Origin of the sequence: Bradyrhizobium sp. BWA-3-5, from assembly GCF_032917985.1 — a bacterium.
Taxonomy (GTDB): domain Bacteria; phylum Pseudomonadota; class Alphaproteobacteria; order Rhizobiales; family Xanthobacteraceae; genus Bradyrhizobium.
In genome coordinates, this window is sequence record NZ_CP136626.1 from 2,469,817 (window position 1) to 2,483,849 (window position 14,033).

Below are 14,033 nucleotides of genomic sequence, written 5' to 3' on the forward strand. Positions count from 1 at the left end.
ATGGATACCGATCAGCTCATTCGAACGCTGGCAGCCGACAATGCCCACCGCGAGCGCCCCGTCGGTTTCGCGTTGATGCTGGCGCTGCTCGCCGCCGCGCCGGTCTCGCTATTGATGTTCTTTACCGAGCTCGGCGTCCGGCCCGACGTGATGACGGCGATGCGCAACCCGTTCTTCGACCTGAAATTCGCGGTGACGCTGGCGCTGGCGATTGCGGCGATTGCCGTCAGCCTGCATCTGTCGCGGCCGGAGGCCTCGCTGCGCGGATTTGGCTGGCTGCTGCTCGCTCCGGTCGGGATTTTGGCCGCAGCCATCGGCGGCGAGATGATGATGCCGCAGCGGATGCCGATGATGACCCGCATGGTCGGCAAGAACTCGTCGGTCTGCCTGGTGGCGATCCCGCTGCTGTCGCTGCCGCTGTTGGCAGCCAGCCTGATCGGGCTGCGCCATGGGGCACCGTCGCGGCCGGCTGTCGCAGGTGCGCTCGCCGGCTTGTTGTCGGCGGGGCTGGCGGCGACGCTCTACGCCTCGCACTGCACCGACGATTCACCGCTGTTCGTGGCCACCTGGTACACGATCGCAACCGCGCTCGTGGCCGCGATCGGCGCGCTTGTCGGCGCGAAATGGCTCAAATACTAGGAACCAGCGTGGTCGGCGAATTCTCCTGCATGCGGTGGAAGCGCAGCACCTGCTGGGCCGTCGAAGGCCGCAGGCGCTCATAGGTGTCCTTGCAGGCGTTCAGATCGCTCGGCTCCGCGCCGGACACTTCATCGCGCATCTTGATGAGGGTCCGGACCGTCGGCCAGGACAGCCCCGCGACCTTGGCCAGGATCATCACGCCCTCGGCCCGGCTTTCCAGCATCATGTTCTCGGCGATCGCCACCGGCAGATTGGCGAGCGCCGCGATCGAGGCGTTGGCCTCGTCGAATTTTCCCGCCTCGACAAACTTTGCCACCTGGGATTCGTCGAGCCGACCGTCTTCGTGCAGCGACTTGACCAGCGCATGCGCGATATCGGTGTCTGGCGTGATCGCCGAGGTCGCCGAGCGCGCGCGCCGCGTCGCTTCCTTGACCACGGTCGGCACCACGGCCGCCTGCTGCGGGTTGGCGGCTTCCAGCCGCTGCCGCACGGTGTCGGAGGCCTTGGCGAGCAGTTTCAGGTAGAGATGCCTCGGCAGCGAAGGCCGCATGCCGACAGAGGCCGCGAGATTGTCATTGCCCGCGGCGCGGTCGACCAGGCGGGTAAATCCGCGCTCGGTGAATTCGGCACCGGGATTGTTAACGGTCGACTGGACCACGTCATCGTTGCCGCGCTGGACCAGCACGTCGGTAACCGCGCCGCTCAGCGTCCTGCGGGTCGAAATCGCCATCAGATGCGCCTGGCTCTTGCTGCGGGCATTCTCGATCAGCGTCTTGTCGTCGAGGCGCGCCGATTGCGACAGCACGGGACCGGCCACCTCGATGACGTCGTCGAAGGCCAGGGCGCGGATGGTGAGCGGCGGCGCGGTATCGATCGGCGCCAGGCGGTTGGCCAGCAGCATTTTGGCCGATGTTTCGATATGGTCGATCAGGCACTGGAAGACGTCGTCGAACAGCCCGACCTGCTCGTCCGAATAATCGACCGCGCCGTTGATGAAGAGATCGGTGACGCGCCGCAGCGTCTCGACGCGGCGTGCGACGGTGCCGTGCGAGAGCGTGGACTGCAGCTCATCGAGCAGACTTCCGGGAGAGGGGACCGTAGCGGCTTTCGAAATCATGACTCTGTCCTGGAGCAAAGCCGGCAACGACTTCTTCGCCGCCGGAGTTGAACTGAAATATCGGATCAGGCGCTGGTAATGCAGTTGCGTCCCTGTGCCTTGGCTGCATAGAGCGCGCTGTCGGCGCGCGCGAGAAATGTGTCTGACGTCTCGTTCGGATTAAGCGTTGCGACGCCGGCGGATAGGGTCACCTTCATGCCGGGCGAGAATGCGCTCCAGTCCAGATCGGCAATGATCGTCCGCAGGCGGTCCAGTGCCCTGGCCGCGCGCTCGATGTCCATGTCGGGAAGCACCAGCAAAAATTCCTCCCCGCCATAACGGCCGAACCGATCGACGCTGCGGATATTGGCGAAGGTGGTGATCGAAAACGTGCGCAGCACCTCGTCACCGGTCGGATGGCCGTAGCAGTCATTGATGCGCTTGAAGTAATCCAGATCGATCAGTGCGATCGAGCAGGGCGAGCCGTTGCGGGTAGACCGCGCGATCTCCTCCTCCAGCATGCGCATGATGCTGCGGCGGTTGGACGCCCCGGTGAGCTCGTCGAGCTCGGCAAGCTCCTCGATCCGCTTGTACGCCGCTTTCAATTCGAAGCTGCGGTCGTAGAGCATCTTGCGCATGGTCGAGCCGTAGAGCCCGACAAAGGCGCATTGCCCGATCGTCAGCACAAAGGACAGCATGGCCGCGAGGCGTTCGGTCTGGGTGGTAATCGGCAGGCCGATCGGGGTGCTGCTGAACAGGAAGATCGGCGCCAGGCCGATCATGGTGAGCGTCCAGGAGATGATCGCCTGCCGGGACGTCATTCGCAGCGCGCCGAACCCGAAGATCAGGAAGACGACGCTGAGAAAGACAAAGCCGATCTGCGGCGCCGCCAGCAGAAAGCCGAGCTGGAGCGCGACGTGGCCGGCGACCTGGTAGATCGTGAGATAGTGGTCCTCGAAGCGGTCGTTGAAGTGCGCTTCGGACAGCACGATGAAGATCGAAACCAGACCGATGCCGGAGATAAAGTAGGCGGCCGGGATGATGAGTGGGATGGTGCCCGCATAGCAATAGACCAGCAGGACCGATCCGATCAGCGCGTAGCTGACGACCTGGACGCCCAGCATGTGGCGGCGCTGGCCGACCCGGCGCTTCAATAGCTCCGGCGGCTTGCGAGCGGTGGCGTGGGTGGTCGCAGGTTGGGAGCCTTGCCCCTGAAGCAATGAAACCGCGCTGCTCATGTCCGTCGCTGTTGGAGTATGCCGGACGAAACTTTAGGGAATAAAGCCTTTAGGTTTGGTATCTTTTGGCCTCGAATCGGGTCCGTTAAAACCCTACCATTGCACTGTTTTCACAATGGAAATCTGCCGGATTCCGATAGTGTGGAACCCGCCTTTGCGGCCAGTCCATACGTCACGTGGATGCTGCCCTGCCGGCGAAGCCTTGCTAAGGTTGCGGGCTGCACGTCTTTAGGAAAGTGTTTCCTTATTATGATACCAGTTTCGGGGCTTAGTTCGTTTCTGCCGGGGGGGTGGCCCGGTCATGTCCGTCTGTGGGGTAAGTCACACATGCAGCTACGGCATTGCCGTAATGTGAAGAATCTCACTCACCACATCGAACCGCCGGCCACCCCCGTCCGACCAACCTTGCGAGACGGCCATTGAGTGCGACACAGGCGGCTTCAGACGAAATTCTGATCGCTCGGATCGCTCAAGGCGACCGGCTCGCCATGCAGGTGCTGTACGGAAGGCACCATGTCAGGGTGTTCCGCTTCGGGCTTCGGCTCGTAAGGGATGAACAAGTCGCGGAAGATCTCATCAGCGAGGTTTTTCTCGATGTGTGGCGTCAGGCCGGCAAGTTCGAAGGCCGCTCCGCCGTTACCACCTGGCTGTTGGCGATTACCCGGTTCAAGGCCCTTTCGGCACTAAGGCGCCGCAAGGACGTTGGGCTGGACGAAGAAACCGCGAACGCGATCGAGGATACGTCCGACGATCCGGAAGTGGTGGTGCAGAAGAAGGATACGGGTGAAGCGTTGCGGAAGTGCCTAACCGGGCTTTCGCCTGAGCACCGGGAGATCGTCGATCTCGTCTACTACCACGAGAAGTCCGTGGAAGAGGTGGCCGAAATCGTCGGAATTCCGGAGAACACCGTGAAGACGCGCCTGTTTTATGCGCGCAAGAAATTGGCCGAGTTGCTCAAGGCAGCAGGCATCGAGCGAGGTTGGCCATGATGGCAACGAGCAGAAAAATGCTGGATCAAGAGCCCGGCGAGATCGAGATGCTGTTGCCCTTCCATGCGGCCGGCACCCTGAACGCGCGGGATGCACGCCGCGTCGAGGAAGCGCTCGCCAGCGATCCCGATCTTGCCCGGCAATATGCCGTCATCCGCGAAGAATATGCCGAGACGATCAGCCTCAACGAGAGCCTGGGCGCGCCGTCCACGCGCGCCATGCAGAAGCTGTTTGCTGCCATTGAGGCGGAGCCGGCGCGCGAGCCCTCGCGTTCGGTGAGCCTGTCTGCGCGCGTATCGCAATTTTTTGCAAGCCTGTCGCCACGCACGCTCGCCTGGTCGGCGAGCCTCGGCGCCGTGGCGCTGCTATTGCAGGCCGGTGTGATCGGCGCTGTGTTGATGAAGAACCAGGGCGGTTCGTTCCAGACAGCGTCGATGAGCACGGACGAGCGGTCTTCGGGTCCGATTACGCGCGACCTTGGAGGCAGCCTCGCACCGACCCGTGCGCTGGTGCAATTTGCGCCCGAGGCGCGGATCGCAGACATCACGGCGCTGCTCGACAATTACCAAGCCTCGATCGACGGCGCCAAGGGCGGCATGTTCCGCCTGCAGTTCGGCAAGGCGATGAGCAAGGACGAGGCCGCCGGCCTGATCTCCAGGCTGCAGCGCGAGAAGATCGTCAGCCTGGCGGTGGCGACGCCGTAAAGGCGTTCGCGCGGGCCGGGCAAGCCGAGGTCGCATGGTTCGGAATCGCGAAAGTTGGCGGCTGAGGACCCTGCGCACCGTGGGGGCGTTATCGGCCGCGCTGTTGCCGCTGATCGCGCTCGGCGCCTCGGCGGTGCATGCGCAAAGTCTCATGCGCACCCCCAATCTGAACGTCGGCGCCCGGGTGCCGACCATCAATCCGACGGTCGCGCCGCGCATCAACCCAGGTGTCGCAGCCCGGCCGAACGTGAGCGTCGACCGCGTGGCGCGGACGCCGCCAACCCGGCTCGGCACCATGAGTTCGACGATGCGCGTGCGCCCCGGGGCCGGCGTGATGTCGACGCTGCCCTATGCGCGGTTTTCGCCCAACCTCTATCCGGCCTGCCAGACAGCGTTACGCGGCCCCGACGGCGAGTGTTTCGATCGCCCGGTGATGTCGGCCGGCGGCGATGCCGGCAACACGGCGAAGAAGGGCAAGGGTGGTTCGGGCAAGAACAACGCGCAGGCGGCGGTCAATCTGCGCGCGGTCAAGAACGAACTCGTTGCCGAGATCGATGGTGCGCTGTCGAGCGCCGAGGCCGACGAGCTGGCGCGGCGCCACGGCCTGGAGCGCATTGCCTCGCAGGGTTTTCGGCTGCTCGATAGCACGATCGGCCTGTTCCGCATCGTCGATAACCGGCCGGTGGACACGGTGCGCCGCGAACTCGCCGCCGACGGCAGCGTGCGTTCGGTGCAGGCCAATTTCCGTTATTTCCTGCAGGACCAGAGGAAGCCCGCGGTCGAGGGCAACGCTGCGCAATATGCGGTCGCCCAGCTTCGGCTGCCGCAGGCGCATGCGGTCGTGCGCGGCATGAACGTGACCATTGCCGTGATCGATTCTGGCATCGACGCCCGACACCCCGAACTCGCCAACTCGGTCGCCGATAGTTTCGATGCGCTCGGCAGCAAGGAAGGCCCGCATACCCATGGCACCGGCATCGCAGGCGCGATCGTCGCCCATGCCAAGCTGATGGGCAGCGCGCCGGAGGCGAGGCTGATCGCGATCCGCGCCTTCGGCTCGGGTGCGAAGGGGGCAGAGAGTACCTCCTATGTGATCCTCAAGGGATTGGACTATGCGGCCGAGCACGGCGCGCAGATCATCAATATGAGCTTTGCCGGCCCGAAGGATCCGCTGATCGAGCGCGGGATTGCCGCAACGGCGGCGCGCGGCATCCTGATGGTGGCTGCCGCCGGCAATGCCGGCGCGAAATCGCCGCCGCTCTATCCCGCCGCCAACCCGAATGTCGTCGCGGTGAGCGGCACCGACGCCCAGGAAAAACTGTTCACGGCATCGAACCGCGGCAACCATATCGCGGTCGCAGCACCCGGCGCGGACATCTTCCTGCCGGCGCCGGATGAAAAATATCAGATCACGTCGGGCACCTCGTTCTCCGCCGCCTATGTCAGCGGCGTCGCGGCGCTGATCATGGAGCGTAATCCTGCGCTGAAGCCGGCTGACGTACGTGCCATCCTGACCAAGACCGCGCGCGATCTCGGTACTCCCGGTCGCGACGAGCAGTTCGGGGCAGGCGAGGCCGACGCCTTTGCTGCCGTTACTGCGGCTGCCGCCGCGCCTGTGGTTCCGCTGGCCTCGGCTACAGGCAAGCCGCCGGAAAAGACCCCGGCAGTCGATCCGGCCGCAGATAACGCTTCCGTGAGCCGGGCGCTCAACGATGCCCCGCCGTCGATGGCGGCGGACAAATCGACCGCAAACGCCGCCAAATAGCGCCGTTACGCCGCATTTTCCGGGCAATCGCTCCCAAACAAAAGGTTAAAAAAATCGCCCGCCGTTTTGAACGTGCCGGGAGGGTGCTGCGACTTATGAACGTGGGAGCGGTAATCCCTCCCCAGTGGCTGTATTCGGCGCGAGCGCCCATCCACCCCCAAGCGCCCCATATGGCTTTGACCCGTCCGGTTGTCCCCCCGGACGGGTCTTTCATTTTCGGCCGATATTTTCCTGGCGGGCGCGCGACATGCGGTGCCGTGCACTAGCGGAAGCCGGGCGGTCACCGGGCGGACGCCGTCGATTGAGCGAATAGCTCGGTATTTGTGCGGGTATCTTCGATTGCGCCGCACTTCCGTAGCTTCACGCTCTGGACAACGAAAAAGTTTTCCACAGAATATCCCTGTCATCTCCAAACTGATTCGTCTCTGGTTGCGTCTGCGTCCGTCTCTCTCTTACGGGCTAATTTATGGCACATCCAGCAGACGTGGCGCGCGGCCGCAACATCGTTGCGCGCTGGTGCAACCTCGCCGAGCAACGGTTGGAACATCTCACTGAACTGTTCGAGACCGGACGCTGGCGCCGCTATCACACTGAACGCGAATTTCTCGAAAACATCCAGGAAGCCAAGGCTGCGGTCGCAACCTGGCGCGACCTGTTGAACCGCGAAGCCGCGCTCGACAACACGACGATCGACCTGGCCTGGCTCGGCCGCCGCCGAACCTCACCCTTGCCCTTGACGCCGCTGCCGCGCGATGAGGGCTATCGCCGGCCGATTGTGCAGCTTCAGCCGCAGGCGGTGCCGGCGACCGTGCCGCCGCGCGATACGTCGGCTGAATTCCTGATCGCGCTGGAGGCCCGGATTGCCGTGGCGGACGAAGCGCCGTCTGTGCCCGACGTGCTCGCGCTCGACGAGATGGAGGTCCCGGCGCTCGATCTCGACGCGATGAAGGAGCGCTACCCGCTGCTGCGCAACGCGCTGTAGGCGGCGCGGGGCGGGCGCAGGCTAGCGCCTGACCGCATTGCCGCCCACCACCACCTGCGCATAGCGCTGGGCGCCTTCGGCCGACAGGTCGGTCGTAATGGTGCGGGCGTGGTCGAGCCCGACCACGGCGCCGCGCGGGGTTTCCGAAATCATGTTGTTATTGACCAGCGCCGTGCCGGCGCCTGGCAGCACCGACACGCCGACGCCGACGAAGGCGTTGCGGATCACGTTGCCTGATATGGCGACGTCGCGCAGATATTTGCCCCAGCCGGCGATGATGCCGAACGAGGGCGCGTTCTCGATCACGTTACCCGTGACCGTCGTATCAGCCTCGACATAGATGCCGATCCCGGCGTCGTCGTCGGGCGCGGTGCCGATCGGCCGCTTCGGCAACAGGTTGCGGATGATGTTGCCCTGGACCACCGCGATGCGGCCGCCCTCGTTGAAATTGCAAACGGAGACGCCGAGCGCGGCGCCATCCACCGTGTTGTTGGCGATGACCGCGCCCTCGAACGAGAATTCCGAATAGAGCGCGACCTCGCGGATATTGCTGACGCTGTTGCCCGTGATCTGGATGTTGGAGGCCGAATTGCCGCGCACCGCCGAGTAGTCGCAATTCCTGATGCGGTTGCCGCGCACGATTACGTTGCTGGCGCGGTAGGCATTGATGGCGTTGCCATACTGCCCGGAGCCGCCGGGCCCGGCCTTGATATCCTCGATGCGGTTGTCGGCCACCAGCGTGCCGTCGTCGCCGATCGCGGTGCGCAGGATCTCGATGCCGTTGTCATTGGTATCGATGATGGTGTTGCGCGAGACGATCAGGCCCTTCGCGTCGAACGACACGACCGCCGTCGTCGCGATCTTGGTGAAGATGTTGCCGGAGATGTCGCCGGAGACCTGCTCGAGCCAGATGCCGTTGCCGCCGCTGCCTGATATTTCGCAATCGGCGATGCGGATGTCGCGGCCGCCGAGGCAGTGCACGAGGCCGCGCCGTTCCGGCAGGGGAATATTGCCGCCGTCGAGCGTCAGGCCGCTCAGGCCGACGCTGCCGGCGCCTTCGCTGAGCAGGATGGAGGCGCCGCCGGTGAAGACGAGCTTGGTCGCGCCGCGCACGCCGATCAGTTGCGTGCCGTTCGCAAGGCGCAGCATGCCGGTGCGATAGATTCCCGGCGGCAGTGCCAGCGGCATTTGCGCGCGCGCCGCCTCGTCGATCGCGCGCTGCAGTTTGGCGGTCTGGTCGTCGGGGCTGCCGGGGCGCACGCCGAAGTGCGTGACGTCACGCCCGAGCGTGGAGGTGAGCGGCGCCGCGCGAGCGGCGTCCGGCGACATCGCAAGCGCGCCGGCAACACCGGCGGCAGAGGCTCCAATGAGATGTCGGCGGTTCATGTCCATGGTGAATGGCCCTCGCGTCCTGCGGGTCACGGCGTCAGCGTTTCCCTAGGTATCGCGGAAATGCAGCTCCGCATGGTGAAGACCAGGAAGCAAAGCGAGTGATTGTTGAGGGTAGGGTTAATGTTGAGCGACTTACGCGATAGGTCGTGTCCCGGACGCGGTGCAGCGTTCTTTACGATGCACCGCTGAGCCGGGACCCAATGGACCCCGGAACAGCGGCGCACCGCATAGCGTGTCGAAGACGCGCGTAAACGCGCTTGTGGCGCTGTGCAGCATCCGGGGGACGCGCCGCGGATCACGCGACTTCGCGGGCTGCCCTTCTCGCCAGCCGCACCATCTCCAGCAGCATCGCCTCGCCGGCGTCGACGAGTTCCTCCAGCGTGATGCGCGGAAATCCCTTGCGCCTGCCGGCGCCGCTGCGCGCCAGCGGCGGGATGTGGATGAAGGCGGCGAGGCGAGGGCCGCTATCGGCCTCCACGGCCTCGATCGCGCGCCAGCTCAGATAGTTGCAGAGATAGCTGCCGGCGTCGCGCGAGGCGCGGGCGTCGATCCCGGTACCCTCAGCCGCACGCAGCAGCTTTGCGGTATGTGGCCCGAACCGCTGCGCATCGGCGCCGTCGGCAATCGATCCTTTGCGGGCGCGGGTCTGCGCGGCGTCGGGCCACAGCATGGTCACGGCGTTGCGGGCGCGGGTTTCGATCCTCAAGTAGGGCGTGCGCGAGGCGAGACCGAACATCAGTAGCGCATGCGGCTTGTGTTGCTGCAGAGCGAGCGGCAATTGCCGGTCGACCGCGCTGTAGGTCACAGGAAAGATGTGGCTGGATAGTTCGACGTTGTCGAAAGCAGGGCGACGCAGCCGGACCAGGCGCGCCACCAGCGGCTGCGTCGGATTGTAGGGCGCACCGGGAAATGGGCCGAAGCCGGTGATGAGGACGCGCAGCTTTTCGCTCACCGCAGCCACTCCGCGATCTGCTCGGCGGCGAGTGCCGGCGTGATGCGGCCTTCGGCGACGTCGGCCTCGGTCTTCTTGACCTTGGCACGAACAGCGGCATCGGAACGCAGCCGCGCCATCATGCGTTGCTCCAGCATCGACCACATCCATTTCACCTGCTGCTCACGCCGTCTCCCTGCGAACTCGCCCGAGGCATTCATGGCAGTGCGGTGATCGACGACCTTCTGCCACAGCGCGTCCATGCCCGCGCCCGTAAGCGCCGAGTAGGTCACGACCGGCGGATGCCAATGTTCCGAGCGCGGGCTCAGGATATGCAGCGCGGAGCGATATTCGGCGGCCGCTAGGTTGGCACGCTTGATGTTGTCGCCGTCGGCCTTGTTGATCGCGATCATGTCGGCGAGCTCGACCAGGCCCTTCTTGATGCCCTGCAACTCGTCGCCGGCGCCCGGCAGCATCAGCGCCAGGAAGAAATCGGTCATGTCGCTAACAGCGGTTTCGGACTGGCCGATGCCGACGGTCTCGACCAACACCACGTCGAAGCCGGCGGCTTCGCAGAGCAGCATCGCCTCACGGGTTTTTGCGGCGACGCCGCCGAGTGTGCCTGAGGAGGGCGAGGGCCGGATGAAGGCGGCTTCCGAATTCGCCAGCCGCGCCATCCGCGTCTTGTCGCCGAGGATCGAGCCGCCGGTGCGGGCTGAGGAGGGGTCCACCGCGAGCACCGCGACCTTGTGACCGCGCTCGATCAGGAACATGCCGAGCGCATCGATGGTGGTGGATTTGCCGACGCCGGGCGAGCCGGTGATGCCAACGCGGAATGCCTTGCCGGTATCTGATAGCAGCGCCTGCACTAGGTCGCGGGCGGCGGCCTGGTGGTCGGCGCGGCGGCTCTCGATCAGGGTGATCGCCCGCGCCAGCGCTGCGCGCTGGCCGGCGCGGAGGTCCTTGGCGAGCTTCTTGATATCGAGGGAGGCAGTCTTCGGCAGGGTCATGCCGGTGGTTTACAACGGCCGTGCCGTGCAGGCGAGGGGGCCTGCACGGTTCATTCACCGGGCGACGCGGCAGGAACGGGCGCGCGCCTGATCTTCCGCCACACCCAGACCAGCACCGGCCAGATCAGCGCGCCGATCGCCATGGCGGCAAGGATGGCGGCGATCGGCCGCTCGAAGAACGGCAGCACGCTGCCGTCGGACTTGATTAGCGAGGTGACGAAACTCTGCTCGATCATGGTGCCCATCACGATGCCGAGCACCATCGCCGCGACCGGATAGCCGTTCTCCTCCATGACATAGCCGATCACGCCGAAGGTCGCGACCGTGACGACGCCGAACATGTTATTGCCGATGGCGAACGAGCCGACCGCGCAGCACAGCATGATGACAGGCATCACGGTCGAGCGCGGCGCGCGCAGCACGTGGCTGGCGAGGCGGATCATGACGATGCCGAACGGGATCATGATGATGTTGGCGATGATGAACATCAGATAGATCGCGTACATGCTCGACGCTTTTTCGGTGAACAGCGTCGGCCCCGGGTTGAGGCCCTTCATGTAGAGCACGCCGATCGCGATCGCCGCGATGGTGTCGCCGGGAATGCCGAACAGCAGCGAGGGCACCCAGCCGGAGGCGATGCTGGCATTGTTGCTGGCGCCGGCCTCGACCAGGCCCTCGACGTGGCCGGTCCCGAACTTCTCCGGCTCTTTCGAGAAGCGTTTCGACATCGCGTAGCTGACCCAGGCGGCCATGTCGGCGCCGGCGCCCGGGAGCACGCCGATGATGATGCCGATGATGTTCCCGCGCGTCATCTGCCAGTGATACTTTTTGGTGAGCAGCCACTGGCCGGCCATGATGCTCCCGAACTTGCGCCGCGGGATTGGCGGCGGCTCCGGCGTCAGCATCGCACGCATCACCTGGGCCACGGCAAAGACACCGACCAGCGCCGGGATCGGCTCGATGCCGCCGAACAGGTCAGTGACGCCAAACGTGAAACGCGGCACGCCGCCGGGATTCTCGATGCCGATGCAGGAGACCAGCAGGCCGATGAACATGCCGGCGATCGCCTTCACCGGGGAGGAGCGCGCGACCAGCGTCGCGCACATCAGGCCGAGCAGCGCCAGCCAGAAATATTCGAAGGTCGAGAACGACAGGGCGATCTCGGCGAGCGGCGGCGCCAGGATCATCAGCGACAGCGTGCCCGCGATGCCGCCGACCGCGGAGAACCAGACGCCGGCGCCGAGCGCAAGCTCCGCCTCGCCCTTGCGCGTCATCGCATAGGCTTCGTCCGCATAGGCCGCCGAGGCGGGGGTGCCGGGAATGCGCAAGAGCGCGCCGGGAATGTCGCCGGAAAAGATCGCCATCGAGGAGGCCGCGACGATGGTGGCAATTGCGGCGATCGGCGACAGATAGAAGGTGACGGGGACGAGCAGCGCGGTCGCCATGGTGGCGGACAGGCCCGGCAGCGATCCGATGACGAGGCCATAGACCGATGCCGCGAACATCGCGACGATGACTTCCCAGGTGGAGATGAGCGCGAACGCATCAAGCAGGGTTTTCAGCATCGGTCACCAGGGCATCGGCAGCAGCCCGGCCGGCAGCGGCACGCGCAGCAATTTTGAGAAAATCAGGTGGATGCCGATCGGCGCCAGCACGGCGAGCGGCAACGACAGCTTCCAGCGCGCGCCGAGCGCGGTCGAGGTGACGAACACGATCAGCGCCGCGGTGATGATGAAGCCGAGTGTGTCGGCCACCGCCACGTAGAACAACAGCAGGGCCGGCGGCAGCAGGGCGCGCAGGCCGTAGAGCTTGCTGGCCGGTGGCGGCGGCTGGCCGCCCTCGACCGGGATCAGCTCTTCTTCCTCTTCGAAGGAGTGGCCGATGCCGAGCGCGATCGCGAGCCCGCATAGCGCGAGCCCCGTTCCGATCACCAGCGGGAACACATTGGGCCCGACCGGCTGGCCGGGCACCGGCGGCAACTGCCAGCCGCCATAGGCGGCGGCAGCGCCGAGGCCAACGAGAAACACTCCCGTGACGCGATCGGGAAGACGCATGAACTGGCTCCGCAGCAGACGATGATCAGCCGATCAGGATCGGGCCTTCAAATCAGGCCTTCAAATTAGGCCTTGGAGAGACCGGCGGCCTTCATCGCCACGCCCATCTGGGCATCGCCCTTGTCCATGAAGGCGGCGAATTCGGTGGCGTCGCCCCAGACCGTTCCGAAGCCGCGGTTGCTCATGAACTCCTTGAACTCCTTGGACTCGTAAACCTTCTTCAGCGCTGCGGTCAGCTTGGTCGCCACATCGGCCGGAATGCCCTTGGGTCCGGCAATGCCGCGCCAGGCGCCGGTCGAGTAATCGATGCCCATCGCTTCCTTCAGCGTCGGCACGTCGGGGAAAGCGGGGTTGCGCGCGTGGGACATCAGCGCGAGGCTGCGCGCCTTGCCGGCCTCGATGATGGCGCGCGCTTCCGGCACGGAGCATGTCGTGAGGTCGAGGCCGCCGGCCGCAAGGTCCTGCATCGCCGGTGCGGCGCCGTTCGAGGGCACCCAGGCGACGTGGTTCGGCGGCAGGCCCATCGCCTGCAGCCAGCCGACCAGCGCCAGATGCCAGATGCCGCCCTGGCCGGTGCCGGACGCCTTCATCTTGCCCGCAGGCGCCGCCTTGATGGCGTCGGCCAGTTCCTTCACCGTCTTGTAGGGCGAGGTGGAGCTGACCTGGATGCCGGGCGGGTCCTCGTTCATCAGCGCCAGCGGCGTGTAGCTCTTCGGCGCGAGTTCGGTCAGCCCCTGCCAGTGCATCATCGAGATTTCGACCGTCAGCATGCCGATGGTGTAGCCGTCGGCCGGGGCGGTTGCGATCGCGGAGTGGCCGACCACGCCGGAGCCACCGGTCCGGTTGACGACATTGAACGGCTGGCCGAGGTCTTTTTCCAAAAGTGCCGCGACAATGCGCGCGGTCGCATCGGTGCCGCCGCCGGCGCCCCAGGGAACGATCACGGTCACCGGACGTGCCGGATAGGCCTGCGCCGAGGCCGGCTTGAGGCCAAGACCTGCGACGGCTGCGGCAGCCGCGGATGAAGCCGCAAAGGCGCGGCGCGTGATCTTTTTGGACATTATTGATCCTCCCTCGGCATCCGTGAAGCCGGACGCTCTTCGTGATGCGACCATTGTAGGCGGCTTTGCGTTGGGGTCGCAAGGCGTTGGCCAGTCATGGCTGCGCATCACCGGTGGGCATCTCGCCACATCCGGAAATCGGGTGGCCGCGCTTGGGCTACCCGCAATAGGT

Annotated in this window: 13 protein-coding genes; 5 read left to right on the forward strand and 8 right to left on the reverse strand. The window is 65.4% G+C overall.

All coding sequences use genetic code 11. The annotated features are described in order from the left end of the window. Complete coding sequence (locus tag RX331_RS11745; protein WP_317256719.1) at positions 1-639, forward strand: DUF1109 domain-containing protein; 639 nt, start codon at positions 1-3, stop codon at positions 637-639. Here RX331_RS11745 and RX331_RS11750 read toward each other — a convergent pair. Together RX331_RS11750 and RX331_RS11755 are read right to left on the reverse strand one after the other, a co-directional pair. Continuing rightward, positions 629-1,756 carry a DUF2336 domain-containing protein gene (locus RX331_RS11750; RefSeq protein WP_317256720.1) on the reverse strand — a complete coding sequence of 376 codons (1,128 nt, stop codon included), beginning with the start codon at positions 1,754-1,756 and terminating at the stop codon, positions 629-631. The genes RX331_RS11745 and RX331_RS11750 overlap by 11 nt on opposite strands. A 65-nt stretch (positions 1,757-1,821) precedes the next feature. Further along, positions 1,822-2,973 carry a GGDEF domain-containing protein gene (locus RX331_RS11755; RefSeq protein ID WP_317256721.1) on the reverse strand — a complete coding sequence of 384 codons (1,152 nt, stop codon included), beginning with the start codon at positions 2,971-2,973 and terminating at the stop codon, positions 1,822-1,824. A 419-nt stretch (positions 2,974-3,392) separates the two neighbouring features. Here RX331_RS11755 and RX331_RS11760 point away from each other — a divergent pair, with 419 nt between their 5' ends. The 4 genes from RX331_RS11760 (at position 3,393) to RX331_RS11775 (ending at position 7,413) form a co-directional block, all read left to right on the forward strand. Then, positions 3,393-3,962, forward strand: a complete 570-nt coding sequence (locus RX331_RS11760) for a sigma-70 family RNA polymerase sigma factor (protein WP_317256722.1) — start codon at positions 3,393-3,395, stop codon at positions 3,960-3,962. Further along, a complete protein-coding gene (locus tag RX331_RS11765) occupies positions 3,959-4,666 on the forward strand; it encodes a hypothetical protein (protein ID WP_317256723.1) in 708 nt (235 codons plus the stop codon). Before RX331_RS11760 ends, RX331_RS11765 begins: the two co-directional genes overlap by 4 nt. Positions 4,667-4,700: 34 nt before the next feature. After that, positions 4,701-6,431 carry a S8 family serine peptidase gene (locus RX331_RS11770; protein ID WP_317256724.1) on the forward strand — a complete coding sequence of 577 codons (1,731 nt, stop codon included), beginning with the start codon at positions 4,701-4,703 and terminating at the stop codon, positions 6,429-6,431. Between the two features lie 466 nt (positions 6,432-6,897). Further along, a complete protein-coding gene (locus tag RX331_RS11775) occupies positions 6,898-7,413 on the forward strand; it encodes a TIGR03809 family protein (RefSeq protein ID WP_317256725.1) in 516 nt (171 codons plus the stop codon). Positions 7,414-7,434: 21 nt separating this feature from the next. Here RX331_RS11775 and RX331_RS11780 read toward each other — a convergent pair whose 3' ends face one another. From RX331_RS11780 to RX331_RS11805, 6 genes are all read right to left on the reverse strand, one after another. Next, on the reverse strand, positions 7,435-8,805 hold the full coding sequence (locus RX331_RS11780) for a TIGR03808 family TAT-translocated repetitive protein (protein WP_317256726.1): 1,371 nt from the start codon (positions 8,803-8,805) through the stop codon (positions 7,435-7,437). A gap of 295 nt (positions 8,806-9,100) precedes the next feature. Then, positions 9,101-9,757, reverse strand: coding sequence for a pyroglutamyl-peptidase I (locus RX331_RS11785; protein WP_317256727.1), 657 nt, complete (start codon positions 9,755-9,757; stop codon positions 9,101-9,103). Then, positions 9,754-10,746, reverse strand: coding sequence for a methylmalonyl Co-A mutase-associated GTPase MeaB (gene meaB, locus RX331_RS11790; protein WP_317256728.1), 993 nt, complete (start codon positions 10,744-10,746; stop codon positions 9,754-9,756). The genes RX331_RS11785 and meaB overlap by 4 nt, the downstream gene beginning before the upstream one ends. 50 nt (positions 10,747-10,796) lie before the next feature. Then, entirely contained in the window at positions 10,797-12,311 is a 1,515-nt protein-coding gene (locus tag RX331_RS11795) for a tripartite tricarboxylate transporter permease (RefSeq protein ID WP_317256729.1), read from the reverse strand. A gap of 3 nt (positions 12,312-12,314) precedes the next feature. Next, positions 12,315-12,800 carry a tripartite tricarboxylate transporter TctB family protein gene (locus RX331_RS11800; protein WP_317256730.1) on the reverse strand — a complete coding sequence of 162 codons (486 nt, stop codon included), beginning with the start codon at positions 12,798-12,800 and terminating at the stop codon, positions 12,315-12,317. A gap of 65 nt (positions 12,801-12,865) precedes the next feature. Then, a complete protein-coding gene (locus tag RX331_RS11805; RefSeq protein ID WP_317256731.1) occupies positions 12,866-13,861 on the reverse strand; it encodes a tripartite tricarboxylate transporter substrate binding protein in 996 nt (331 codons plus the stop codon). Between the last annotated feature and the right edge of the window lie 172 nt (positions 13,862-14,033).

Bases quoted from the DNA above. Each gene is read 5' to 3' on its own strand.
- RX331_RS11750 (WP_317256720.1), bottom strand. From the start codon at position 1,756: ATGATTTCGAAAGCCGCTACGGTCCCCTCTCCCGGAAGTCTGCTCGAT.
- RX331_RS11775 (WP_317256725.1), top strand. From the start codon at position 6,898: ATGGCACATCCAGCAGACGTGGCGCGCGGCCGCAACATCGTTGCGCGC.
- RX331_RS11795 (WP_317256729.1), bottom strand. From the start codon at position 12,311: ATGCTGAAAACCCTGCTTGATGCGTTCGCGCTCATCTCCACCTGGGAA.
- RX331_RS11765 (WP_317256723.1), top strand. From the start codon at position 3,959: ATGATGGCAACGAGCAGAAAAATGCTGGATCAAGAGCCCGGCGAGATC.
- RX331_RS11805 (WP_317256731.1), bottom strand. From the start codon at position 13,861: ATGTCCAAAAAGATCACGCGCCGCGCCTTTGCGGCTTCATCCGCGGCT.
- RX331_RS11745 (WP_317256719.1), top strand. From the start codon at position 1: ATGGATACCGATCAGCTCATTCGAACGCTGGCAGCCGACAATGCCCAC.
- RX331_RS11755 (WP_317256721.1), bottom strand. From the start codon at position 2,973: ATGAGCAGCGCGGTTTCATTGCTTCAGGGGCAAGGCTCCCAACCTGCG.
- RX331_RS11800 (WP_317256730.1), bottom strand. From the start codon at position 12,800: ATGCGTCTTCCCGATCGCGTCACGGGAGTGTTTCTCGTTGGCCTCGGC.
- RX331_RS11780 (WP_317256726.1), bottom strand. From the start codon at position 8,805: ATGGACATGAACCGCCGACATCTCATTGGAGCCTCTGCCGCCGGTGTT.
- RX331_RS11770 (WP_317256724.1), top strand. From the start codon at position 4,701: ATGGTTCGGAATCGCGAAAGTTGGCGGCTGAGGACCCTGCGCACCGTG.
- meaB (WP_317256728.1), bottom strand. From the start codon at position 10,746: ATGACCCTGCCGAAGACTGCCTCCCTCGATATCAAGAAGCTCGCCAAG.